Source organism: Variovorax rhizosphaerae (assembly GCF_037889975.1).
In the GTDB taxonomy this organism is placed as follows: Bacteria; Pseudomonadota; Gammaproteobacteria; order Burkholderiales; family Burkholderiaceae_C; genus Variovorax; species Variovorax rhizosphaerae.
The window spans coordinates 93,662-117,618 of record NZ_JBBKZT010000005.1; the positions used below are offsets into that span (position 1 = coordinate 93,662).

General features: G+C 65.3%; 22 protein-coding genes and 2 tRNA genes. 13 read left to right on the forward strand and 11 right to left on the reverse strand.

The genetic code is table 11. The annotated features are described in order from the left end of the window. Positions 1-10: 10 nt before the first annotated feature. The 3 genes from nth to WKW82_RS11925 are packed head-to-tail and all read right to left on the reverse strand — an operon-like array spanning position 11 to position 2,265. Positions 11-658, reverse strand: a complete 648-nt coding sequence (nth, locus tag WKW82_RS11915) for an endonuclease III (protein ID WP_340342506.1) — start codon at positions 656-658, stop codon at positions 11-13. Continuing rightward, the gene (locus WKW82_RS11920; protein ID WP_340342507.1) at positions 655-1,998 is read right to left on the reverse strand and encodes a type II toxin-antitoxin system HipA family toxin; all 1,344 of its coding nucleotides are present in this window, start codon (positions 1,996-1,998) and stop codon (positions 655-657) included. The genes nth and WKW82_RS11920 overlap by 4 nt, the downstream gene beginning before the upstream one ends. Before the next feature lie 3 nt (positions 1,999-2,001). Continuing rightward, the gene (locus tag WKW82_RS11925) at positions 2,002-2,265 is read right to left on the reverse strand and encodes a helix-turn-helix domain-containing protein (protein WP_340342508.1); all 264 of its coding nucleotides are present in this window, start codon (positions 2,263-2,265) and stop codon (positions 2,002-2,004) included. Between the two features lie 129 nt (positions 2,266-2,394). Between WKW82_RS11925 and WKW82_RS11930 the strand changes: the two genes are divergently transcribed. Next, on the forward strand, positions 2,395-3,582 hold the full coding sequence (locus WKW82_RS11930; RefSeq protein WP_340342509.1) for an aminotransferase-like domain-containing protein: 1,188 nt from the start codon (positions 2,395-2,397) through the stop codon (positions 3,580-3,582). 184 nt (positions 3,583-3,766) lie between these two features. Here the strand turns inward: WKW82_RS11930 and WKW82_RS11935 are convergent, their stop codons facing one another. Beyond that, positions 3,767-3,994, reverse strand: a complete 228-nt coding sequence (locus WKW82_RS11935) for a hypothetical protein (protein ID WP_340336516.1) — start codon at positions 3,992-3,994, stop codon at positions 3,767-3,769. 57 nt (positions 3,995-4,051) lie between these two features. Here WKW82_RS11935 and WKW82_RS11940 point away from each other — a divergent pair, with 57 nt between their 5' ends. Then, positions 4,052-4,369, forward strand: coding sequence for a DUF6172 family protein (locus WKW82_RS11940; protein WP_340342510.1), 318 nt, complete (start codon positions 4,052-4,054; stop codon positions 4,367-4,369). 7 nt (positions 4,370-4,376) lie between these two features. On the opposite strand, the gene WKW82_RS11945 is transcribed toward WKW82_RS11940, so the two are convergent. Genes WKW82_RS11945 through mfd form a run of 3 tightly spaced genes read right to left on the reverse strand, consistent with a single transcriptional unit; the run spans position 4,377 to position 9,731 of the window. Beyond that, entirely contained in the window at positions 4,377-5,441 is a 1,065-nt protein-coding gene (locus WKW82_RS11945; RefSeq protein ID WP_340342511.1) for an Ldh family oxidoreductase, read from the reverse strand. Between the two features lie 43 nt (positions 5,442-5,484). Next, positions 5,485-6,198, reverse strand: a complete 714-nt coding sequence (gene serB / locus WKW82_RS11950; RefSeq protein ID WP_340342512.1) for a phosphoserine phosphatase SerB — start codon at positions 6,196-6,198, stop codon at positions 5,485-5,487. Between the two features lie 50 nt (positions 6,199-6,248). Continuing rightward, positions 6,249-9,731, reverse strand: a complete 3,483-nt coding sequence (gene mfd, locus WKW82_RS11955; RefSeq protein ID WP_340342513.1) for a transcription-repair coupling factor — start codon at positions 9,729-9,731, stop codon at positions 6,249-6,251. A gap of 68 nt (positions 9,732-9,799) precedes the next feature. Here mfd and ispD point away from each other — a divergent pair, with 68 nt between their 5' ends. Beyond that, positions 9,800-10,540: a 2-C-methyl-D-erythritol 4-phosphate cytidylyltransferase gene (gene ispD, locus WKW82_RS11960; protein ID WP_340342514.1), complete on the forward strand. Its 741-nt coding sequence runs from the start codon at positions 9,800-9,802 to the stop codon at positions 10,538-10,540. Next, on the forward strand, positions 10,537-11,025 hold the full coding sequence (gene ispF / locus WKW82_RS11965) for a 2-C-methyl-D-erythritol 2,4-cyclodiphosphate synthase (protein ID WP_340342515.1): 489 nt from the start codon (positions 10,537-10,539) through the stop codon (positions 11,023-11,025). Before ispD ends, ispF begins: the two co-directional genes overlap by 4 nt. Before the next feature lie 4 nt (positions 11,026-11,029). Here ispF and WKW82_RS11970 read toward each other — a convergent pair whose 3' ends face one another. Then, a complete protein-coding gene (locus tag WKW82_RS11970) occupies positions 11,030-12,442 on the reverse strand; it encodes a sensor histidine kinase (RefSeq protein WP_340342828.1) in 1,413 nt (470 codons plus the stop codon). 74 nt (positions 12,443-12,516) lie between these two features. Next, a complete protein-coding gene (ompR, locus tag WKW82_RS11975; RefSeq protein WP_340342516.1) occupies positions 12,517-13,248 on the reverse strand; it encodes an osmolarity response regulator transcription factor OmpR in 732 nt (243 codons plus the stop codon). A 174-nt stretch (positions 13,249-13,422) separates the two neighbouring features. Between ompR and WKW82_RS11980 the strand changes: the two genes are divergently transcribed. Next, the gene (locus WKW82_RS11980) at positions 13,423-13,812 is read left to right on the forward strand and encodes a hypothetical protein (protein ID WP_340342517.1); all 390 of its coding nucleotides are present in this window, start codon (positions 13,423-13,425) and stop codon (positions 13,810-13,812) included. 46 nt (positions 13,813-13,858) lie between these two features. Next, positions 13,859-14,545, forward strand: a complete 687-nt coding sequence (locus WKW82_RS11985; protein ID WP_340342829.1) for an SIMPL domain-containing protein — start codon at positions 13,859-13,861, stop codon at positions 14,543-14,545. A gap of 29 nt (positions 14,546-14,574) precedes the next feature. Here WKW82_RS11985 and WKW82_RS11990 read toward each other — a convergent pair whose 3' ends face one another. After that, positions 14,575-15,345, reverse strand: a complete 771-nt coding sequence (locus WKW82_RS11990; RefSeq protein WP_340342518.1) for a 3-hydroxybutyrate dehydrogenase — start codon at positions 15,343-15,345, stop codon at positions 14,575-14,577. A gap of 68 nt (positions 15,346-15,413) precedes the next feature. Here WKW82_RS11990 and WKW82_RS11995 point away from each other — a divergent pair, with 68 nt between their 5' ends. The 6 genes from WKW82_RS11995 to rimO all read left to right on the forward strand — a co-directional run bounded on the left by WKW82_RS11995 (position 15,414) and on the right by rimO (position 21,389). Then, positions 15,414-16,370, forward strand: coding sequence for an alpha/beta fold hydrolase (locus WKW82_RS11995; protein ID WP_340342519.1), 957 nt, complete (start codon positions 15,414-15,416; stop codon positions 16,368-16,370). 44 nt (positions 16,371-16,414) lie between these two features. Continuing rightward, positions 16,415-18,601, forward strand: coding sequence for a RelA/SpoT family protein (locus tag WKW82_RS12000; protein ID WP_340342830.1), 2,187 nt, complete (start codon positions 16,415-16,417; stop codon positions 18,599-18,601). 55 nt (positions 18,602-18,656) lie between these two features. Continuing rightward, positions 18,657-18,733, forward strand: a tRNA-Val gene (locus WKW82_RS12005). Positions 18,734-18,920: 187 nt separating this feature from the next. Then, positions 18,921-19,283 (forward strand): hypothetical protein, encoded by a 363-nt coding sequence (locus tag WKW82_RS12010; RefSeq protein WP_340342520.1) that lies wholly within the window; start codon positions 18,921-18,923, stop codon positions 19,281-19,283. A gap of 126 nt (positions 19,284-19,409) precedes the next feature. Continuing rightward, positions 19,410-19,943 carry a polyhydroxyalkanoate synthesis repressor PhaR gene (gene phaR, locus WKW82_RS12015; protein ID WP_340342521.1) on the forward strand — a complete coding sequence of 178 codons (534 nt, stop codon included), beginning with the start codon at positions 19,410-19,412 and terminating at the stop codon, positions 19,941-19,943. 39 nt (positions 19,944-19,982) lie between these two features. Beyond that, positions 19,983-21,389, forward strand: a complete 1,407-nt coding sequence (rimO, locus tag WKW82_RS12020) for a 30S ribosomal protein S12 methylthiotransferase RimO (RefSeq protein ID WP_340342522.1) — start codon at positions 19,983-19,985, stop codon at positions 21,387-21,389. A gap of 105 nt (positions 21,390-21,494) precedes the next feature. Here the strand turns inward: rimO and WKW82_RS12025 are convergent. Next, positions 21,495-21,579, reverse strand: a tRNA-Leu gene (locus WKW82_RS12025). 83 nt (positions 21,580-21,662) lie between these two features. Here WKW82_RS12025 and rnr point away from each other — a divergent pair. Then, a complete protein-coding gene (rnr, locus tag WKW82_RS12030; protein WP_422823463.1) occupies positions 21,663-23,954 on the forward strand; it encodes a ribonuclease R in 2,292 nt (763 codons plus the stop codon). The last annotated feature ends 3 nt before the right edge of the window (positions 23,955-23,957 follow it).

Consider the following 23,957-nt stretch of genomic DNA (forward strand, 5'->3'; position numbering starts at 1 on the left):
CTGCCTGGAGTCAGGCGCTTTTCGGCGCCGGCGTCTTTGGCTTGAAATCGCAATACGCCGCCACCGCGCACTGCCAGCACTGAGGCTTGCGCGCGATGCACACGTAGCGCCCGTGCAGGATGAGCCAGTGGTGCGCGTGCAGGCGGTATTCGGGCGGCACGCGTTTCTCCAGCTTCAATTCGACTTCCAGCGGCGTCTTGCCAGGCGCCAGGCCGGTGCGGTTGCTGACGCGGAAGATGTGCGTGTCAACGGCCATCGTCGGCTCGCCGAAGGCCACGTTCAGCACCACGTTGGCCGTCTTGCGGCCGACGCCGGGCAGGGCTTCCAGTTCGGCCCGCGTGCGCGGCACCTCGCCGTCATGTTGCTCTACCAGCATGCGGCAGGCTTCGATCAGGTGCTTGGCCTTGCTGCGATAGAGGCCGATGGTCTTGATGTAGCTCTCCAGCCCTTCCACGCCCAGGTCGAGGATGGCCTGCGGCGTGTTGGCCACCGGGTAGAGCTTGCGCGTGGCCTTGTTGACGCCGACATCGGTGGCTTGCGCGGACAGCAGCACGGCGGCTAGCAGCTCGAAGGGCGTGGTGTATTCGAGCTCCGTCTCGGGCGTCGGATTGGCCGCTTGCAGGATGGCGAAGAAAGGGGCGATGTTGTCTTTTTTCATGGGGTGTTCCGGGATTCGGGCAGTCCGGATTCGAAGCGTTGGCATTGGGCGCGAACCCCGGTGTCCACCGCTCGCCAGACGCGCTCGGGAAAATCCGGCGGCAGTTCGCGCTCGACACTGTGCAGTGCGGCAGGCGCGTTGCGAACAAGCTCGCACATGCGTTCGAATGCGCCGTCCACGCCCACCTGGATCGCCAGTTCATGCCAATGGCGCGTCTGGATTCCAGCCAGGTTGTAGTGCACGTTTTTCGATCGAAGCGCCATGGCGAGCTTCGCCTTTTGCCATGGCACCTGGCTGGCCCCCTTGCCGATGATGGGCCATGCCGAAATCACGTCGTACAAGGGCGTCATGGAATAGCCGCCGCCGCGGCGCAGGAAGATGGAGTAGTTCTTGGCATGGCCGTCGGTTGCGGCCAGCAGCCAGAATGCCAATTGCGTGAGCGCGAAGCGAAGCCGGTCGGCCTGCGCGTCGTCGCTGGCCGCGAGCAGCGACAGGCATTCGCGCATGCCCGGTCCACCGTCGCTTTCGTACTTGCGTTGCGCGGGCGTGCTGGTGGCTTGGCAGAAGTCTTCCTGCGGCAGGCGTGCGATCCATCGGCCCGCATCCATCCGGCGACGATCGAAGCGCTCGACGATGAGTGCTTTCTGGTCGTCGAAGCGCGCCATTTCACTCCCGGCCACCGCAAAGCCCAAGGCAGCCAGCAGGCGCGCGCACAGCCATTCGTTCTCGACCGAATCGCTCATGTTCGCTCGCATGTTGCCGACCAGTCCCAGCGGCAGCTTGAAGATGTGCGTGGTCGGCGTCGCGCCATGCGGGCGGTGCCAGCGGTTGCCAAGGCGCAGCAAGGCGGTCTTCTCCTGCGCGCCGGCGATCGAGATGCGGAAATCGTCCTCGTCACCCGCGGTCTGGCCGAGCACGGGATCTGCGGTGACGTTACGCAGTGTCTGGGCCACCTGGGTGTCGGTCAGCGGCTCGCTCTCGATCCTGTCGAATGGCTCGGGTGCCTGGCCTGCGGGCAGCAACTGGACGGCGCCCACGCAATCGCGGCCGATGGCCGAGAGCAGGTCGGCGGCTTCGATGCTCGAGGCCTGGAAGCGCCGGCGCAGTCGTTCGCGGATGCGGTCGCTGTCAGGCAGCAGGTTGTCGAAGTAGTTTTCGACGGCGGGGCCGCGCAGTTCCTTCGTACCCGCCGGGATGGGCAACGACAGCGAGAGCGCACGGACATTCGGCGAGCGCAGCCAGGCATCGTCATAGCGCAGCGCCGGCACGCCGGTGCGGGTCCAGAACCACGCGCCGACGTATTCGCCGTTCATCCAGATGTCGAGTTCGGGATGCGCCACGGCTTACCAGTCGGCCGTCGGCATCTGCGCGGTGACGACCGTCGCTGGCGGATTGGGCGGCGCGATCAGCAGTCGGGCATCGAGGGCGTGCAGCACCTGCATCAGTTGCGCGACGCTGACGGCGCCGGGATTCTTCTCGATGTCGGCAATGCGCGTCTGCTTGACGCCGACGCGCGCACCCAGCTGTGTTTGCGTCAGCTTCTGTGCCTTGCGCAGCGATTTCAGGTGCGCCGACAACTGCGAGGGTGAGTGGACAAGGATGTTCATGAAATACCGCCCCAAGGTGGTAAATGCACAATATCTTCTCAGGGCGATTTTGTCAAAATATCGCTTGAAAGCGATCAACCGGGATTCCGGATTTTCGCCACAATGGCGGACCCCAAAGTGAGACCTTCCATGCAATTCGCCACCCGCCTCGACAACGTCGAAACCTCCGCCATCCGCGAACTCTTCAAGCTGCTGGGCACGCCCGGCATCATCAGCTTTGCCGGTGGCTTTCCGGACAGCGCGATGTTCGACGTGGAGGGACTGAAGGAAGCCAGTTCGAAGGCATTGGCCGAGGAGCCCGGCGGCGCACTGCAATACGGCGCCACCGAAGGCTACGAGCCGCTGCGCTCGCAGCTGAGCGCCTTCATGAAGACCAAGGGCGTGGATGTCGACCCCAGCGGCCTGATCGTCACCACCGGTAGCCAGCAGGCGCTGGACCTGCTCGGCAAGACCCTGATCTCGCCCGGCGACAAGGTCATCGTCGAAGGTCCGACTTTCCTGGCCACCATCCAGTGCTTCCGCCTCTACGGCGCCGAACTCATCAGCGCGCCAATCGATGCCAACGGCGTGAAGACCGATGAACTCGAGAAGCTGATCGAAGAGCACAAGCCCAAGTTCGTCTACCTGATCCCGACTTTCGGCAACCCCAGCGGCGCGATGCTGAGCCTCGAACGCCGCAAGAAGGTGCTGGAGTTGGCGGTGAAGTACCAGACGCTGATCGTGGAGGACGATCCGTACGGCGACCTGTACTTCGGCGAAGCGCCGCCGCCATCGATCATGGCGCTGACGAAGGACGTGGCGGGCAGCCGCGAACTCGTCGCGCATTGCGGCTCGCTCAGCAAGGTGCTGAGCCCCGGCCTGCGCATCGGCTGGATGATCGCGCCCGCCGCGCTGCTGGCCAAGGCCACGATGTGCAAGCAGTTCAGCGATGCGCACACCAGCACCTTCGCGCAAGCCACCGCCGCGCAATACCTCAAGAGCGGGCGGATGCCGGCGACGCTGGCGAACGTTCGCAAGGTCTACGGTGAGCGTGCGGCAGCGATGGGCGCGGCGCTGAAGCGAGAACTGGGTGACGCCATTGCCTTCGAACAGCCGGGTGGCGGCCTGTTCTTCTGGGCCCGCCTGACCGGTGCCAATGGCAAACTGGCCGACGCGAATGTGTTCGCCAAGCGGGCCATCGAAAAGCTCGTGGCCTTCGTGCCCGGCGCGCCGTTCTTTGCGGCGAATCCCGATGTGTCGACGCTGCGCCTGAGCTTTGCGACGGCCAATGTCGAGAAGATCGAAGAGGGGATCGCGCGCCTTGGTCAAGCGCTGTGACGAAAGTGTGAAGATTTCGTAGCAAGGGCGCCAGCCGGGAAGCCGCGACGCGGAACGGCACCGCACGCTGGTGCGGTGCCAACGAAGTTGCGGCAGAGGCTGACAACTGCGCGAAAGCGCTTGTCATGCCGGAGCCAACCCCGCAGGCCCGGGATCGGCGGCCGCAGTAGAAAGACTCGCGCCTTCAGGGTGAACGGTGCAGGCGTGGCGCCGACAACAAGGCCAGGTTGTCGGTGATCGCCGCGTCGACCTGGCGGTACTTACCCGTCATCTTCGAGAGCGTCATGATGGTCTGAAGCGCCTTCAGGTCCTTCACCGTCGGCGCGACCTTGATCTGCGCGATGGCCGCCGAGGGGTTGCCACCATTGATCAGCGCCATCACCTTGCCTGCCCAGTCGTTTGCGCGCGCCATTTGTTCACCTTCTTTTCTGAAACAACGCCCACTTTACGCGCGGCGTTAGCATGCCCCATGAGAAAAACCTTTCAGCTGCGCCCCGAGGGCAAGCACCCCGACCGCGTCCTCGACGCCGTCAAGCACGAAATCCGCAAGTACATCAAGCGCGAGCGCCGCCGCGACCTGCCAGAAGGCGTCGACTTCTGGGACTTCGACTGCAAGTTCGGCACCGCGCAAGACACCGCCGCGACGGTTCACCTGGCCGAACTCACCGGCCTGATCGACGGCATCGCCAAGGCGGAAGGCCCGCAGTTCTACGTCGAGATCCTGGCCAAGCACGGGCACCGCAAGGCCAAGCCCGCGGGCGAGGCCAGCGCCTCAGCCTCAGCCTGAACGACAGCTACAGCAGCGCGTCGGCCAGCGACAGGCCGTGACGCGCCGCCGCAGGCGCCAACGCCGCGGCGATCGAGGGATGCAGCCGCACACCGGCCTGCATCTGTGCATTGCGGCGCGCGAGGCCGCCCTGTCCGGGCAGGCGCACCGGCTTCGCGGTGTCGACAGGCGTGTTGCCCTGGCACTTTTGTGCCACATGGTCCATCTGGCGCAGGAACGCATCCTTGCCGCCGAAGGCGTTCAGGTCGTGCATCGTGACGTAGATCGTCGCGCCCCAGCCTTCGGGTGCATCGGCACGGCCATGGCCCGCCAAGCCGGCTGTCAGCGTCTCGACGAGCAGCGCCATCCCGTAGCCCTTGTGGCCATGGCTCAGGCCGCCGACCGGCAGCAGCGTGCCCGGCGGCTGGTCGAACAGCACCTGCGGATCGTTGGTCGGCTTGCCGGTGGAGTCGATCAGCCAGTCCTCCGCAAAAGTCTCGCCGGCCGCGCGCTTGCGATTGCTCATCCCGTTGGTCGTGATCGAGGCCGAGATGTCGACCATCACGCCGCCCTGCGATAAAGGAAAGCCCATCGCCAGCGGATTGGGCGTGAACACGGCCTGCGTCCCGCCAAAGGGCGCAACGCTTGCCGCATTGGGGTCGGAGCAGGCGAGCAGCATCAGCATGTCTTCCTGAAGCGCACGCAGCATGTAGACCGCCAGGCAGGCGATGTGGTGGCTGCGCCGGATCACGAGCGACGCGGTGCCGAGTTGGCGCGCACGCGGCACGAGCAGGTCCATGCCCTGTTCCATGAGCCATGGGCCGGGCAGGCGCATGCCGTCCCACAGCACGGCAGCGGGGCGGTCGGAGAGCACGGTTGGCGCGCCGTCCCGGGTCATGCCACCGGATTCGAGTTCCTTCACGTAGCCGGCCAGCAGCGCGAGACCGTGCGTGTCGTGGCCCAGCAGGTCGCCTTCGACCAGCGTTCGCGCGACCGCTGCGGCCATCGGCGCGGCGAGGCCGGCTTTTTGCAGGAGCGCGTCAGCGAAGGTCGTCAACGCATCGGCGCGGTAGAGGGGCGTGTTGTCGGTCATTCAGGCTTTCAAATGTTCGAGGAGCGTGGGAGGTGGCGCAGCCTCAGCGGCAGATTTCCAGCAGGCGGTCGAGCCCGCCTTCATTGATGGCGACCATGGCCTGCTCGCGCACCTTCGGCTTCGCGTGGTACGCCACCGACAGGCCGGCCTCACCCATCATCGGCAGGTCGTTCGCGCCATCGCCGACCGCGATGGTCTCGGCCGGGGAGACGCCCAGCAGCGAGGCCACCTCCAGCAGCGTACGTCGCTTCTCCGCGCCGTCGCAGATGTCCCCCCACGATTGCGTGACGACGCGGCCGGTGAGCTTGCCATCGGCTTCGTCGAGCAAGTTGGAGCGGGCGAAGTCGATGCCCAGGCGCTCCTTCACGCGGTTTGCGAAGAAAGTGAAGCCGCCGGAGACCAGCAGCACTTTCATGCCGACCTGCTTGCAGGCCTTCACGAGTTCGGCAGCGCCGGGGTTGAGCCGCAAGCGCTCGTCATAGACCTGCTGCAGCGATGACACCGGCACGCCTTCCAGCAACGCCACGCGCCGCCGCAGACTTTCCTTGAAGTCCTTGATCTCGCCACGCATCGTGGCCTCGGTGATTGCCGCGACCTCTGCCTTCTTGCCGACTGCATCGGCGATCTCGTCGATGCACTCGATGTTGATCAGCGTCGAGTCCATGTCGAAGGCGATCAGCTTGTAGTCGGCGAGTTGCAGGGGAGGGGTGAGGCGCTGGAGGACCAGGCCGGGAGCAATTTCTTGGAGAGCAGACATCAGACGTACCAATTTTTCATTTGAAGCTTCGCCACGTGGGCGGTGCGTACTTATACGGCAGCAACTTCTGCCTTCTTCGGCTGCCCCAGGCTGCGCAACACATCCCGCACCAGTTGCGCCCGATCCTTCGGCTCCTTCAGCTCGCGCTCGATGCGCAGTTTCTCGTTGCCGGCCAGCTTGATGTGCTTGTTCTTCTGGATCAACTGGATGATCGCCAGCGACTCGACCGGCGGATCCTTCTTGAAGGTGATGTGAATCACGCCGGGCGCCGCGTCCACCTTCACCACGCCGTACGGCCGCGCCAGCACGCGCAGGCGGTGCACGTCGATCAGCGTCTGCGCCTGCGGCGGCAGCTTGCCGAAGCGGTCGACGATTTCTTCCAGCAGGATGTCGATCTGGTCCGAGGTCCTGGCCGTCGCCAGCTTCTTGTAGAACGACAGCCGCAGGTGCACGTCGCCGCAGTAGTCGTCCGGCAGCAGGGCGGGGGCGTGCAGGTTGATCTCGGTCGTCACGCTCAGCGGCGAGAGCAGGTCCGGCTCCTGGCCGGCCTTCAGCGAGCGCACGGCCTCGCTCAGCATCTCGTTGTAGAGCTGGAAGCCGATCTCCATCATGTTGCCGCTCTGGTTCTCGCCCAGCACTTCGCCAGCGCCGCGGATTTCCAGGTCGTGCATCGCGAGGTAGAAGCCGGAACCCAACTCTTCCATCTGCTGGATCGCGTCCAGCCGCTGCGACGCCTGCTTGGTCAGGCCCTCGATGTCCGGCACCATGAGGTACGCATAGGCTTGGTGGTGGCTGCGGCCGACGCGGCCACGCAGCTGATGCAACTGCGCCAGGCCGAACTTGTCGGCGCGGCTCATCACGATGGTGTTGGCGGTCGGCACGTCGATGCCGGTCTCGATGATCGTCGAGCACAGCAGGATGTTGTAGCGCTGCGCCACGAAGTCGCGCATCACGCGCTCCAGCTCGCGCTCCGGCATCTGGCCGTGGGCCACGGCGATGCGGGCCTCGGGCAGGATCTCCTCCAGCTTCTGGCGGCGGTTATCGATGGTCTCGACCTCGTTGTGCAGGAAGTAGACCTGTCCGCCGCGCTTCAACTCGCGCAGCACGGCTTCACGGATCACGCCGTTGCCTTCGGTGCGCACGAAGGTCTTGATGGCCAGCCGGCGCTGCGGCGCGGTGGCGATCACGCTGAGGTCGCGCAGGCCTTCCAGCGCCATGCCCAGCGTGCGCGGGATCGGCGTGGCGGTGAGCGTCAGCACGTCGACCTCGGCGCGCATCGCCTTCATCGCCTCCTTGTGGCGCACGCCGAAGCGGTGTTCCTCGTCGATGATGAGCAGGCCCAGGTTCTTGAACTGAACGGTCTGCGAGAGGAGCTTGTGCGTGCCGACCACGATGTCGACCGTGCCGTCGCCCAGTCCCTTGGCGGCGGTGTTGATTTCCTTGGTCGAGCGGAAGCGGCTCATCTCCGCCACCTTCACCGGCCACTTGGCGAAGCGGTCGATCAGCGTCTGGTAGTGCTGCTCGGCCAGCAGCGTGGTAGGCGCGAGGAAGGCGACCTGCTTGCCGCCCGTGACCGCGACGAAGGCAGCGCGCAACGCCACTTCCGTCTTGCCGAAACCCACATCCCCGCACACCAGCCGGTCCATCGGCTGCGGCGAAATCATGTCCTGGATCACCGCATGGATCGCGGCCTTCTGGTCGGCCGTTTCCTCGAAGCCGAAGTCGTTCGCGAAGGTCTCGTAGTCGCCCGCCGAAAAACGGAAGGCATGGCCCTGGCGCGCCGCGCGTCGTGCATAGATATTCAGCAGTTCCGCCGCGGAGTCGCGCACCTGCTCGGCCGCCCTGCGCTTGGCCTTTTCCCACTGGCCGGAGCCCAGCTTGTGCAGCGGCGCCTCATCCGCGCTCACGCCCGTGTAGCGGCTCACCAGATGCAGTTGTGAGACCGGCACGTACAGCGTCGCCTTGTCCGCGTACTCCAGGTGCAGCATCTCCTGCAACACCGGCGAGCCATCAGGGTTCTTGCCCTGGCCCAGGTCCATGTTGACCAGGCCGCGGTAGCGCCCGATGCCATGCGCCGAATGCACGATCGGATCGCCGATGTTCAGCTCGCTCAGGTCCTTGATCAGCGCCTCGACATCGCTGACCTGTTCCTGCTTCTTGTTGCGGCGGCGCGTGGTGGGCGCGCTGGCGAACAGCTCGGTTTCGGTGACCAGGTCGATGCCGGCTTCGAGCCATGCGAAGCCCGAGGCCAGTGCGGCGGTCGCGATGCCGATGCGCTCATCGGTGTCGGCCTGGAACTGCGCGAGCGTGTCGAAGGCCGGCGGGTTCACGCCGCTGGCACGCAGGAAGTCGAGCAGGCTCTCGCGCCGGCCATCGCTCTCTGCCAGCACCAGCACGCGCTGCTGCGTATTGCGCAGGTGGGTCTGCAGGCGCTGCAAGGGCTCTTCCGCACCACGCACCACGGACAACGGCGGCAGCACTTCGATCTCGGCAAACGGCGTCGACTCGCCGTCGCCACTGCGCAAGGCCAACTGCGCATGCGGCTTGGCCCGCGAATAAAACTGCTCCGCGCTCAGGAACAGCGCTTCCGGCGGCAGCGCGGGCCGCTCCGGGTCGCCTTGCACCAGCCGATAGCGCTCGCGCGTGTCGGTCCAGAAATGCTGGAACGCCGGCTCCATGTCGCCGTGCAGCACCACGGTCGCCTCGGCGCCGAGGTAGTCGAACACCGTCGCCGTCTCCTCGAAGAACAGCGGAAGGTAGTACTCGATGCCGGCGGTCGCGACGCCATTGCCCATGTCCTTGTAGATGCGGCTCTTGGTCGGGTCGCCTTCGAGCAGTTCGCGCCAGCGGCTGCGGAAACGCGCCCGGGCATCGTCGTCCATCGGGAACTCGCGCCCGGGCAGCAGGCGCACTTCGGGCACGGGGTAGAGGCTGCGCTGCGTGTCGGGGTCGAAGGTGCGGATCGAGTCGATCTCGTCATCGAACAGGTCGACGCGAAAGGGCTGGCTCGAGCCCATCGGGAACAGGTCGATCAGCCCGCCGCGCACCGCGTATTCGCCGGGGCTCACCACCTGCGTCACGTGGCTGTAGCCGGCCAACGTGAGCTGCGCCTTGAGCTTCGATTCCTGAAGCTTCTGCTTGGTCTTGAAGTGGAAGGTATAGCCGGCCAGGAAGGCGGGTGGGGCTAGGCGATAGAGCGCGGTGGTCGCTGGCACCAGCACCAGGTCGGCCTCGCGCTGGCTGATGCGCCACAACGTGGCCAGCCGTTCGCTGATCAGGTCCTGGTGGGGCGAGAAGCTGTCGTACGGCAGCGTTTCCCAGTCGGGGAACAGCGCGCAGCGCAGGCCGGGCGCGAAGAACACCAGTTCGTCGATGAGCCGTTGCGCATCATTGGCATCGGCGGTGAACACGGCGACGGCGCGGCCCGCCGACTTCTCGCGTTCGGCCAGGCGCGCGATCAGCAGCGCGTCAGCGGAAGAGGGCGGCCGTGGCAGCGTGAAGCGCTTGCCGGCGACGAGGGTGGGGAGGTCCATGGCAGGTGTGCAGACAATGCAGAACACCCCGCGTCGAGGGACGAGGGGTGTGCGAGGGCGATTCTAGAATGGCGGCCCTTTCGCTGCCGTGCCCCATGTCCCAATCCCCTGAGCGCCTGTTTGTTGTCATTCCCTGTGCGGGCACGGGCAGCCGTGCGGGCGGCGAGGGGCCGAAGCAATACCGGTCGATTGCGGGCCGGCCGATGGTCGCGTACACCTTGGATGTCTTTCGCTCGCTCGGGGATCGTCTGGCCGGGCTGATGCTGGTCGTGTCGCCGGGCGACGAGGCCGTGCACGCAACGCTGCCGGATTTCCCGCAAGCAGCCGAGCGCCTTGTCCCCGCCGGCGGTGCCACGCGCGCGGCCACGGTGCTCGCCGGCCTGCGCGCGTGGCTCGCCAACGGTGCCGCCCTGCGCGACTGGGCGCTGGTCCACGATGCGGCGCGCTGCCTCGTCACGCCAGCGCAGATCGAGTCGCTGATCGCGGCCTGCGAAAGCGATCCGGTCGGTGGCCTGCTCGCGCACCGGCTCGCCGATACGCTCAAGCAGGCAGGCACGGATGGCCGCGTCACTTCCACGCTCGACCGCAACGACAAATGGCTGGCGCAGACGCCGCAGATGTTCCGCATCGGCATGCTGATCGATGCCCTTGAATCGGTCGGCGATGCCGTCACCGACGAGGCCAGCGCCGTCGAAGCGTTGGGCCTGGCCCCGCTGCTGGTGCCCGCCAGCGCCCAGAACTTCAAACTCACCTACCCGGAAGACTTCGCGCTGGCCGAAGCCATCCTCCACGCCCGCACCGCACCATGACCACAGGCTTTCCATTCCGCATCGGCGAGGGTTGGGACGTTCATCAACTCGTGGCCGGCCGCAAGCTGATCCTTGGTGGCGTCGAGATTCCGCACGTCACAGGCCTGCTCGGCCATTCCGACGCGGACGTGCTCCTGCATGCCATCACCGACGCGCTGCTCGGCGCCGCCGCCCTGGGTGACATTGGCCGTCACTTCCCGGACACCGACGCGCAGTTCCGCGGCGCCGATTCGATCGTCCTGTTGGCCGAGGCGGCGCGGCGCGTGCGCGCCGAGGGCTGGCAGATCGGCAATGTCGACAGTACCGTGATCGCGCAAGCGCCAAAACTCGCCCCGCACATCACCGCGATGTGCGCGCGGATCGCGCAGGCGCTGAGCATCGAGCCAAGTCAGGTCAACGTGAAAGCCAAGACCGCCGAAAAGCTCGGCCCGGTCGGCGAAGGCCGCGCGATGGAAGCCCGCGCGACCGTGCTGCTGCACCGGTAGTAGGCTAAGCCGCCTGCTTCGGCGCCGGCGGCTTCGGCTTGACGCCCGCCGCCGCCCGCGGCATCCGGATGTGCGCCGCCAAGCCACGCCCCGGCGTGCTGGTGAGCGCGAAGGTCCCGCCCATGCGATCGATGTTCTTCGCCACGATCGACAGCCCCAGCCCCGCACCTGCCGCCGAGGTTCGCGCCGCATCGCCGCGAAAAAACGGCTTGGTCAATTGCGACAGCAGGGCAGGCGCCACACCCGCGCCATGGTCGCGCACCTTGATCAGCACCGCGTCGTTGTGCGCCTGCGCCTGGATGTTGATGTCCGCCACGCCGGTGGCCGGCGACTTGCCATAGCGCCGTGCGTTTTCAACCAGGTTCGAGACCACCCGCGTGAGCTCCACCTCGTCCGCCATGACGGCCAGGTCAGGCGCCACGTCAACCTTGATCTTGACGTCCTCATGGTCCTGCACGGCGTAGGTGCAGGCGTCGATCACGTCGCGCAGCATGACCGGCTTGAAGTCCACATGGTCCGGACGCGCGTAGTCCAGGAACTTGTCGATGATCGAGTCGAGCTGGGCGATGTCGGCCGCCATGTGCGCCCGCGCGTCCTCGTCTTCCACGCTCATCTCGGTTTCCAGCCGCAGGCGGGCGAGCGGCGTACGCAGGTCGTGCGAGATCCCGGCCAGCATCACCGCGCGGTCCTGCTCGATCTTGGCCAACTGGTCGGCCATGCGGTTGAAGCCGATGTTCACCGCGCGGATCTCGTTGGTGCGGGCGCGCTCGTCGAGCCGATGCGCTTCGTACTCGCCGTCGCGAACCTCGCGTGCCGCCCGCGACAACTGGCTCAGCGGCCGGTTGATGAAGCGCGTGATCAAGGCCGCGCCAGCGAGTGACAACGCCATCGCCGTGATCAGCCAGACCAGCCAGGTTCGCCCGCCCACGCGGCTGAAGCGCGTCGGGTCGAGCAGCAGCCAATAGTTGTCGGTCTCGATCGTGAAGCCGATCCACAGCCCCGCCTGGTTGTTGACCTGGCTGGCCACCACCGTGCCTTCACCCAGCCGGTCGATCAGTTCCTCCGTCACCCGCTCGTCCAGCGCCCCGCTGGTGTACGGCGCGAACCGGTCGGCCGGTTCGCGCGGCAGGATGCGCACGCCTTCCTGATCGGCCAGGGTCTTGATCAGCGACATGCGCGTGATGGCGTCCGAATACAGCAGCGCCGCCCGCGTCAGGTTGACGAGTGAGGCGATCTGGTGCGCCGTCTGGATGGCCCGCGGCTCGTACTCCAGCTGTCGGAAGGTTTGCAGCCAGGCCACCGTGCTGCCGACCAACAAGAGCGCCAACAGGAAGAAGGTGCGCCAGAACAGGCTGAACCCGACCTTCAGCCGTGCGCCGCGCGACGCAGGTCCGCCGCCTTCGAGCGGGCTCGGCAGCGTCAGCTGCGAGCTGTCTTCGGGCAGCGGAGCGGCTTGTGTCGGCCGGGGTCCGTTGGGGATAGGCACGTCGATCAGGTCGTGCCGTCTGGCACGAAGACGTAGCCAACGCCCCAGACCGTCTGGATATAACGCGGCGCCGCGGCATCGGATTCGACCAGCTTGCGCAAGCGCGAAATCTGCACGTCCAGGCTGCGGTCGAAAGGCTCGAACTCGCGGCCGCGCGCCAGTTGGGCCAGCTTTTCGCGAGACAGCGGCTGGCGTGGGTGACGCACCAATGCCTTCAGCATGGCGAACTCGCCGGTGGTCAGGGAAAGCTCTTCGCCGTCCTTGCGCAGCGTGCGCGAACCCAGGTCGAAGCTGAAGGGGCCGAAACTCACGGTCTCGTTGTCGGTGGAGGGCGCGCCCGGCGCTTCCAACGGCGGCCGGCGGCGAAGCACCGCATGCACGCGCGCCAGCAACTCGCGCGGATTGAAGGGCTTGCCCAGGTAATCGTCTGCGCCGACCTCCAGGCCGACGATCCGGTCTACGTCCTCGCCCTTGGCGGTCAGCATGATGATGGGCGTGCGGTCGTTGGCTGCGCGCAGGCGGCGGCAGACGGAAAGACCGTCCTCGCCGGGCATCATCAGGTCCAGCACGATCAGGTCCACGGTGTCGCGCAACAGGATTCGGTTCAGCGCCTTGCCGTCTTCCGCGACGATCACCTCGAACCCTTCTTGCGTCAGGTACCGGCGCAGCAGGTCACGTATGCGGGCGTCGTCGTCGACGATGACGATCTTGTCGGTGCGAGCAGGAACTTGAGTCATTTCAGCAACGGTGAATTTGTAACAGCGCTGATTCTGTATGCGTTGCAACCCCATTGAGGTCGTTTTGGCAGCCGTCTGACACTAAGTTACAAAACTTGCGGAAGCATGCCTTACTACCCCCGGCCAGGCCATTGACGGTGGCAGAGTGGGCCTGTTATGACTTCTGGCACCCCCATGCAACCCGTCTTCAGAACCTTGTCCTTGCTTCTTGCCGCCGCCTGCGCGCCCGCCCTCGCAGCGCATGAAATTGTGGTTGGCGAAAGAGCCCACCGCGGCGAATTGCGGGGTGCGGTCGAGGCGGATCTCGCCGCGCGGGTTGCCCAGGTCCGGACCGAGGATGCAATGGCGGGGCGGCATCTCAATCCCGCCGAGCGCCTCGAGTTGCGGCAACAACTGCGACGGCAATGGTCCGAATCCGCCAGTGCCTCCCCCTCGCGCACGGTTGAATCGCAAGCGGCCGGGCGCGTCAGTGCGCCTTCCGCCTTCGCGCCCACTGCGACACCGATCGCCGACGCCCAGCCTGCTCGCGCGCTTTCGGGTACCGTGCGCAGCCAGCGCCCTTGATTTGCAACCGCCCCCTTCCAATCGAAAGTCCTCCTCCTTGAACGCCATTCAACGGATTGCGGCCTGTGTCGTGCTGGCCGGTGCCAGCGCTGCCTCTGCCCAGATCCCGCCGCCCCAGAACGTCCTGCAGTTGTCCGCCAGTGGCACGGTCGAAGTCCAGCAAGACCTGCTGACCATGACGCTCTCCACCACGCGTGACGGCCCCGATGCCGCCACCATCCAGGGCCAGCTCAAGATTGCGCTCGAGAGCGCGTTGGCGGAAGCCCGCAAGAACGCGGAGGCCGGACAACTCGAAGTTCGCATCGGCAACTTCAGCCTCGCACCCCGCTACACGCGAGACGGCAAGATCAGTGGTTGGGCCGGCTATGCCGAAATGGTGCTGGAAGGCCGCGACTTCCCCCGCATCACCCAAGTCGCCGGCCGCGTCACGACACTGACGGTTGGTAACGTCGGCTTTGCGTTGAGCCGCGAACAGCGCGCCAAGGTGGAAGCCGAAGCCCAGACGCTCGCCATCAACGCGTTCAAGCACAAGGCCGACGAACTCGCCAAGGGTTTCGGCTTTGGTGGCTACACGCTTCGGGAGGTGTCGGTCAACGCGAACAGCGGCGACCCCATCCGTCCGCGCATGATGGCAGCGCAGGCCAAGTCGATGGCGTCCGATTCGGCCGTGCCGATCGAAGCCGGCAAGACCAGCGTCGTGGTCAACGTGTCCGGCTCCGTGCAGTTGAAATAGCCGTCCTGGAAGCCAGGGGGGCCGTGCAACTATTGCGCCGTCCAGCCGCCGTCCATCTGCCAGGCCACGCCGCGCACCTGATCGGCGGTCGGCGAGCAGAAGAACACCGCGAGCGCGCCGAGTTGATCCACTGTCGTGAACTGCAGCGATGGCTGCTTCTCGCCGAGCAGTTCATTCTGTGCCTGGCTCACCGGAATGCCTTCGCGCGCGGCGCGGTCGTCAATCTGCTTCTGGACCAGCGGGGTCAGCACCCAGCCCGGGCAGATCGCATTGCAGGTCACGCCGGTCCTGGCCGTTTCCAGCGCCACCGACTTGGTGAAACCCACGATGCCATGCTTGGAAGCCACGTAGGCCGACTTCTGCGCCGAGGCCACCAGGCCATGGGCGGACGCGACGTTCACGATGCGCCCCCAGTTGGCCTGGCGCATGGCCGGCACGGCAAGGCGCGTGGTGTGAAAGGCGCTCGTCAGGTTGATGGCGATGATGGCGTCCCAGCGTTCCGCCGGGAAGTCCTCGACATTGGCAACGTACTGGATCCCTGCGTTGTTCACCAAGATGTCGACGCGGCCGAACTTCGACGCGGCGAACTTCATCATGTCCTCGATCTGCGCGGGCTTGCTCATGTCGGCGCCGTGGTACTCGACCTGCACGCCCAGCGCGGCAACCTCCGACTTCGGCCCCTCGGCATCGCCGAAGCCGTTCAGCACGATGTTCGCGCCCTGTTGCGCGAGTGCTTTCGCGATACCCAGTCCGATACCACTGGTGGACCCCGTCACGAGGGCGGTTTTGCCTTTGAGCATGTTGATCAATCTCCGGATGAATTAGGATGCATCGACAAGATTACCAGCAGCCGCAGCGGCCCCTTTTCATGACCGAACCCACCCTCCATTTCACTCCCTGCAACGATGCCGCGGGCGGTCATCGCATGGCCTGGTGGCAATGGGGGAATCCCGCAAGTCCGCACCTCGTGGTCTGCGTGCATGGCCTGACGCGCCAAGGCCGCGATTTCGACGAACTCGCCAAGGCATTGCTGGTGCGCGCCGACGGCAACGTGCGCGTGGTGTGCCCCGACGTGGTCGGCCGTGGCGTGAGCGACTGGCTGCGCGACCCCACCGGATACCAGCTTCCTCTTTATGCGGGCGACATGCTGACGCTGCTCGCCCAATTGCAGCGCGAACACCCCATCACCACCTTCGACTACATCGGTACCAGCATGGGCGGGCTGATCGGCATGGTGCTCGCGGGTAATCGCGAACTGCCGTTGCCGGCACCGATCCGTCGCCTGGTGCTGAATGACGTCGGCCCGGTCATCAACCCGGAGGCGATCCAGCGCATCAGCGCCTACGTCGGGCAGAGCGGGCGCTTCGCTTCGGTGGCCGACGCTGCCGCCGCGATGTGGTCGATCTCGACGACATTCGGCCCGCACACGCCCGCCCAGTGGATGGAACTTTCGCGGCACATGGTGGTGCCGGCCTCGCAGCGCAGCGCTGACGGACGCGCCAAGGTCGCACCCGAAGCCGGCGGCGAGGACCACGCCTTCCTGCTCCATTACGACCCGGCCATCGGCGCGCCCCTGCGCGCACTGACGCCTGAAGGCATCGCGCAATCCGAGGCCGTCATGTGGTCGCTCTATGACGGCATCACCGCGCAGACCCTGCTGCTGCGCGGCGCGGTGTCCGATCTGCTTTCCCCCGCCACGGCGCAAGCCATGGTGCAGCGCGGTCCGCGCGCGAGGCTCGTCGAGTTCGAGGGCATCGGGCACGCGCCGACGCTGGTGGCGCCGGATCAGCACGATGTCGTCAGTTCGTTCCTGCTGTCCCCGTGAAGCGCGAACTCGGAAGCGCCACTCCCACCAAGCCGTCGGAGTCGATGGTCGACTACCCCTTGTCGGCCGCCACAGCCGAGAAGATGCCGGTCCAGGAGCACATGCTGGCGCGTGCCCGCGCGTTCGCCGAGCCCCTGATAGCGCACGAGACGCTCGACACCGGCGAGAACACGATGGCGCACGCGGACGCCGTCGCGGCCATCGTCGCTGCCATGGGTGGCTCCGAGGCGATGCAGGCCGCCAGTTACCTCGTCTACTCTTGCCAGCACCTGAACCGTCCGCTGGAAGTGATCGCGAAGGTCTTCGGCGACAACTTCGCGGCGTTGGCGGTCGAGACGACCAAGCTGGTCAACGTCCAGAAGCAGACCCGTTCGGCCGCCGTGGGCTCGCGTGCCGATGGCGCGCCCAACCAGACGGAGAGCGTCCGCAAGATGCTGCTCGCGTTTTCGCGCGACCTGCGCGTGGTGATGCTGCGCCTCGCCTCGCGGCTGCAGACGCTGCGCTATGCGGCGGCCAGCAAACGGCCCGTGGCGGAGAGCGTGGCGCGGGAGTCCTTGCAGGTGTTCGCGCCGCTGGCCAACCGGCTGGGCATCTGGCAGGTCAAGTGGGAAATCGAGGACCTCTCGTTCCGCTTCCTCGAACCCGAGACCTACAAGCTCATCGCGCGCCTGCTCGATGAGAAGCGGATCGAGCGCGAAGGCTACGTCGAGCAACTTCGCCTGCGGCTCGAAAAGGATCTGTTGGCGCAGGGCGTGCCGGCCAAGGTGCAGGGCCGCCCGAAGAACATCTTCAGCATCGTCAAGAAGATGCGTGGCAAGTCGCTCGACTTCGCGCAGGTATTCGATATCCTCGCCTTGCGCGTCGTTGTGAAGGACGTGAAGGACTGCTACGCCGCGCTGGCCTGGGTGCATTCCCATTTCCTGCCGATAGAGGCGGAGTTCGACGACTACATCGCTCGCCCGAAGGCCAACGGTTATCAGTCGCTGCACACGGTGGTGCGAGCGGTCGTCAACGGCGTGGCCGGCAAGCCCATCGAAATCCAGATCCGCACCGAGGAAATGCACGACCATGCCGAGCACGGCGTGGCCGCGCACTGGGCCTACAAGGAAGCCGGCCCCAAGGGATACAGCGGTGTGTGGGCCGGTGGCGAGTACGACGCCAAGATCGCCGTGTTGCGCCAACTGTTGGCGTGGGAACGCGACCTGTCCGGCGGCCAGCAGGGCCAGGGCCTGTTCGACGACCGCATCTATGTGCTGACGCCCGATGCCGCCATCGTCGAGTTGCCGCAGGGCGCGACGGCGGTCGACTTCGCGTACACCGTACACACCAGCCTCGGCCATCGCTGCCGCGGCGCGCGCATCGACGGCGCGATGGTGCCGCTCAACACGCCGCTGCAGAACGGCCAGACCGTCGAGATCATCGCGGCCAAGGAGGGCGGCCCTTCGCGCGACTGGCTCAACGCCGAACTGGGCTACCTGGTCAGCCATCGGGCGCGTGCCAAGGTTCGGGCCTGGTTCAATGCCCAGGTCACGCACGAGACGGTGGCGCGAGGACGCGAGGCGGTCGAGAAACTGCTGCAGCGCGAAGGCAAGACGGCGCTCAAGCTGGAAGACTTGGCCTCCCGGCTGGGCTTCAAGTCAGCGGACGACCTGTTCGAAGTGGTCGGCAAGGACGAGTTCTCGCTGCGCACCATCGAGACGCTGTTGCGCCCGCCCGAGCCGCCTCCGGGCCCCGACGATGGCGTGCTGATCCGCAAGTCGCGCGCCACGGAAAAGGCGGTGCAGGGGGGCGTGCTGGTGGTCGGCGTGTCGTCGCTCATGACCCAACTCGCCAAATGCTGCCGGCCGGCGCCGCCGGATCGCATCAGCGGATTCGTCACGCGCGGCCACGGGGTCAGCGTTCACCGTTCGGATTGCAGCAATTTCCGCACGATGAGTTCCCAATCCCCCGAGCGCGTCATCGAGGTCCAGTGGGGCGCGAGCAAGGGCGAGGAGGGCGCCGTCTACGCCGTTGATGTTGCCGTGGAGGCATTGGATCGCCAAGGCCTGCTGCGAGACATCTCGGAGGTCTTCGCGCGCGAGAAGATGAATGTGATCGGCGTGCAGACGCAGTCGATCAAGGGCACCGCATGGATGACCTTCACCGTCGAGATTCCCGATGCGGCGCGCCTGATGCAGGTTCTGGGCGTGGTCGGCATGGTCGATGGTGTGCGCCACGCGCGACGTCGTTGATGACAATTTTGTCGAGAGCCGGAAAACCATGCTATAGTCGATGGCTCCACACATCAGGCCCATAGCTCAGCTGGTTAGAGCGCTTCCTTGACATGGAAGAGGTCGGCGATTCGAATTCGTCTGGGCCTACCAAAATACTCTCGATGTGATTCTCGGCATCGAGAAGAAAAGGCCACTCGATCGAGTGGCTTTTTTCTTTCACCGATCATTCGCTCCAACATCCAGACGAGCGATTTAACCCATTCGTTTGGTGGCGTTCGCGGACGTGATTGTGTTAACTTGAGTGTCTATCGTGACAACTCGGAATCCAAGCGAATTCATGGCCTCGACGCCGCCCTTTCCGGCGACCGAAGAAGTTCGGCTCGCTTCCCTGCTGCGGCAGGCGCCCCTCGAATTCGCCCGCGTGGTCTACGGCCTGAACGATCGGGCGAGCGGCCGTGCTGGCACCATGGCCGCTGAGGAAGTGGCCCGCACCGTGCGCCAGGGTGTCCCTGTCACACGCGAGCGTGCCGAGCAGCGAGCACGCGCCTACCTTCCTGTCGCGGGCCACGAGCACTGCCCGCGCTGCTGGGTCTTCAACGGCATCAAGAGCCCCCTGCACTTCCGCGAGGCCAGCGACGACCGACCCGAAACTGCGATCTGCAAGGTCTGCGGCGCGGAGTACACAAGTTCCCTCGAATAGCCTCGAATTCTCTAGAAAACCTTCGAAAACACGGCACTGCCGGTCAGGGTAAACCTTGGCGCAGTGCAACAAAACCGCTCCCTAGAATGCCTCGGGCGCGGTCGCTTCCGACCTCAAGGAGTTCTAGTGCAGAGTAAGAAAGTCGGTGGAAAGCCGGCCATACGGGTCATCAAGAAGTACCCGAACCGGCGGCTGTATGACACTGACACCTCCACCTACATCACGTTGGCGGAGGTCAAGCAACTCGTCATGTCCAAGGCGGCATTCGTGGTGCGCGACGCCAAGAGCGGCGACGACCTGACGCGCAGCATCCTGCTGCAGATCATCCTTGAAGAAGAGGCCGGCGGCGCGCCGATGTTCACCGAACAGGTGCTCGCCAGCATCATCCGTTTCTACGGCCAAGCCATGCAGGGCTACATGGGCCCCTACCTGGAAAAGAACATCCAGGCGATGACCGAGATGCAGGCGCACCTCAAGGAGAAGGCGCAAGGCCTGTCACCGGAGTTGTGGGCCAATTTCATGACCATGCAGTCCCCGCTGCTGCAGGGCTTGATGGGCAATTACGTCGAGCAGTCCAAGAATGTCTTCCTGCAGATGCAGGAGCAGATGCAGAAGAACACAGAGCAGGTCCTGGGCGCCTTTGGCATCAAGCGGCCCTGAAACTGGCGCTTCCGGCGATAGCTGGGACAATACGGGGTTATGAGCGAAGTTGCACTCCCCGAACGCGCGGCCACGGTCGCTGCCCCCAAGGTCGGATTCGTGAGCCTTGGTTGTCCAAAGGCATTAACGGATTCCGAACTGATCCTGACCCAACTGAGCGCGGAAGGCTACGAAACCTCGAAGACCTTCGAGGGCGCCGATATCGTCATCGTCAACACCTGCGGTTTCATCGATGACGCGGTGAAAGAAAGCCTCGACACCATCGGCGAAGCGCTGGCCGCCAACGGCCGCGTCATCGTCACCGGCTGCCTCGGCGCCAAGTCCGGCGAAGACGGCGGCAACATGGTCCGCCAGATGCATCCCAGCGTGCTGGCCGTGACTGGCCCGCATGCAACGCAGGAGGTGATGGATGCGGTCCACGCCAACCTGCCGAAGCCGCATGACCCTTTCATCGACCTGGTGCCCAACACCTTCGGCATCGCCGGCCTCAAGCTCACGCCGCGGCACTATGCCTATCTGAAGATCAGCGAAGGCTGCAACCACCGTTGCACCTTCTGCATCATCCCGTCGATGCGCGGTGACCTGGTCTCGCGCCCGATCGGCGATGTGCTGAACGAGGCCAAAGCCTTGTTCGAGGGCGGTGTGAAAGAGCTTCTGGTGATCAGCCAGGACACCTCGGCCTACGGCGTCGACACCAAGTACCGCATGGGCTTCTGGAACGGCAAGCCCGTGAAGACGCGCATGCTCGACCTGGTGAAGTCGCTCGGCGAAATCGCGGAGCCCTACGGCGCCTGGGTGCGCTTGCACTATGTGTACCCGTACCCGAGCGTCGACGAGGTCATCCCCTTGATGGCGAGCGGCCAGATCCTGCCGTACCTCGACGTGCCGCTGCAGCACAGCCATCCGGCGGTACTCAAGCGCATGAAGCGGCCGGCGAGCGGAGAGCGCAATCTGGAGCGGATTGCCAAGTGGCGCGAGATCTGCCCGGAGCTGGTGATCCGCAGCACATTCATCGCAGGCTTTCCCGGCGAGACGGAAGAAGAGTTCGAGCACTTGCTTGATTTCATCCGCGAGGCGGAGATCGATCGCGCGGGTTGCTTTGCCTACAGCCCGGTGGCGGGTGCGGCGGCCAACGAGATCCCGGGCATGCTGCCGGAAGCCGAACGCGAATCGCGTCGGGCACGGTTCATGGAAGTCGCGGAGTCGGTGTCGATCGCGCGCTTGCGCCGTCGCATCGGCGCGAGCATGCAGGTGCTGGTCGATTCAGCGCCCGGCATGGGGCGCAAGGGCGGTGTGGGTCGCAGCTATGCGGATGCGCCGGAGATCGACGGCGTCGTGCGCCTGTTGCCGCCCGAGAAGATCAGCAAGACACTCAAGGTTGGTGAGTTCACGCGCGCCCGCATCGTCGGCGCCGAGGGCCACGACCTGGTGGCGGTGCCTGTTTGAGGGCGCAGCCGAAAATGCGCGCAACCGTTGCCTTTCAGGCAACAAAAAAGCCACCGGAGGCCGGTGGCTTTGTTTGCAAGATCCTGGTAGTGGATCTATTTATTTTGGTGCCCAGAAGAGGACTCGAACCTCCACGATGTTACTCGCTAGTACCTGAAACTAGTGCGTCTACCAATTCCGCCATCTGGGCCCACATGACTGCATAAGCAATCATGTATCGTTTTCAGTGTAGAAAGAGATTGTATCATCAAAAATAGCACCCATCCCAGCGGCTTGTTGGACGAAGTTGAAGGAACGGTTCAAGGCCATCGTGACGGGCACGGTTTCGTGCAACGCGACGACGGTGAAGCCGACATCTATCTCCCCCCGAACGAGATGCGCGCGGTGCTGCACAAGGACCGCGTCAAGGCGCGTGTCGTGCGGCAAGACCGGCGCGGACGTCCCGAGGGACGCGTCGTCGAAATCGTCGAGCGACCTGAGCAACCCATCATCGGCAGGCTGCTGCATGAAGGCGGCATCTGGCTCGTCGCGCCCGAAGACAAACGCTACGGCCAGGATGTATTGATCCCCAAGGGTGCGACCGGCACTGCCAAGACAGGGCAGGTCGTGGTCGTGCAGCTGACCGAACCACCCGCACTCTTCGGCCAGCCTGTGGGTCGGGTGAAGGAAGTGCTCGGCGAGATCGACGATCCTGGCATGGAGATCGAGATCGCGGTGCGCAAGTACGGCGTGCCGCACGAGTTTTCCGAAGCCTGCATCGCGGCCTCGAAGGCGCTGCCCGACAAGGTTCGCCCTGCTGACAAGAAGGGCCGCGTCGACCTCACGGACATCCCGCTCGTCACCATCGACGGCGAGGACGCGCGCGACTTCGACGATGCGGTGTACTGCGAGCCCGCCAAGGTCGGCCGCGCAAAGGGCTGGCGTCTGCTGGTGGCGATTGCCGACGTGAGCGCCTATGTGCAGACCGGTTCAGCCATCGACATCGATGCCTACGACCGCGCGACCAGCGTCTACTTCCCGCGTCGCGTCATTCCGATGCTGCCGGAGAAGTTGTCCAACGGCCTCTGCTCGCTCAATCCGGAAGTCGAACGCCTGTGCATGGTGTGCGACATGCTGGTGGCCGCCGATGGCGAGATCTACGCGTATCAGTTCTATCCGGCCGTGATGTTCAGCCACGCGCGCTTCACCTACACCGAGGTTGCGGCCATCCTCGCCAACACGCGCGGTCCGGAAGCGGCCAAGCGCAAGGACCGCGTCAAGGACCTGCTGAATCTTTCCGACGTGTACAAGGCCTTGCTCAAGCAGCGTGGCAAGCGCGGCGCCGTGGACTTCGAAACGACAGAGACGCAGATCGTCTGCGACGACGCCGGCCGCATCGAAAAGATCGTGCCGCGCACGCGCAACGAGGCGCACCGCCTCATTGAAGAAGCCATGCTCGCGGCCAACGTCTGCAGTGCCGACTTCATCGCCGAAGGCAAGCATCCGGGATTGTTCCGCGTGCATGAAGGCCCGACGCCGGAGAAGAAGGAAATCCTGCGTGGTTACCTGAAGGCGATGGGCGTGGGCCTGTCGATCACCGACGACCCCAAGCCCGGCGAGTTCCAGGCGATCGCCGACGCGACCAAGGAACGCCCCGACGCGCAGCAGATCCACACGATGCTGCTGCGCTCGATGCAGCAGGCGATCTATACGCCGATCAACAGCGGCCACTTCGGCTTGGCCTACGAGGCGTACACGCACTTCACCAGCCCGATCCGGCGCTATCCGGACTTGCTGGTGCACCGCGTGATCAAAGCGATCCTCAGCAAGAGCCGCTACCAGTTGCCGATGCTGCCCACGCCGGGCGAAGCGCATGCCAAGCTGGCCAAGCGGCTCGCGTCGCGCGTGAAGGCGCCGAGCGCCAAGCCGGCCAAGGCGACCGTTGCGCCGACCAAGGAAGTGCAGGCCTGGGAAGCCGCCGGCCTGCATTGCAGCGCCAATGAACGACGCGCCGATGAAGCGAGCCGCGACGTCGAGGCCTGGCTCAAGTGCAAGTACATGCGCGAGCACCTTGGCGAGGAATACGGCGGCGTGGTGAGCGCGGCCACGACCTTCGGCATCTTCGTCACGCTCGATGCCATGTATGTGGAAGGCCTCGTGCACATCACCGAACTGGGTGGCGAGTACTTCAAGTTCGACGAGCAACGCCAGGAGTTGCGCGGCGAGCGCACAGGCATCCGCTATGCGATCGGCACGCGCGTGCGTGTGCAGGTGAGCCGTGTCGACCTGGATGGCCGCAAGATCGACTTCCGCCTGATCCGTGAAGGCGAGGACCTCGTCGCGCGGGCAATGAAGGAGAAAGGCGTGAAAGAGAAGGCCGGACCTGGCGGGGGCTCGACCTCCAAGGCATCGGCCCGGCAAGCGTCGCGCCAGCCGCGTTCGCACGGCGACAGCAAGGCCGAGGTCGCTGCTGCCGTGATGGCGGGCTCCGAGCGCCCCGGGCAGCAAAGCGCCATGCAGGCATTCAAGTCGGCGGTGAAAAAGGCCGCCAACAAGATGAAGGGGCGCAAGCCGCGTCGTCCCTGATAC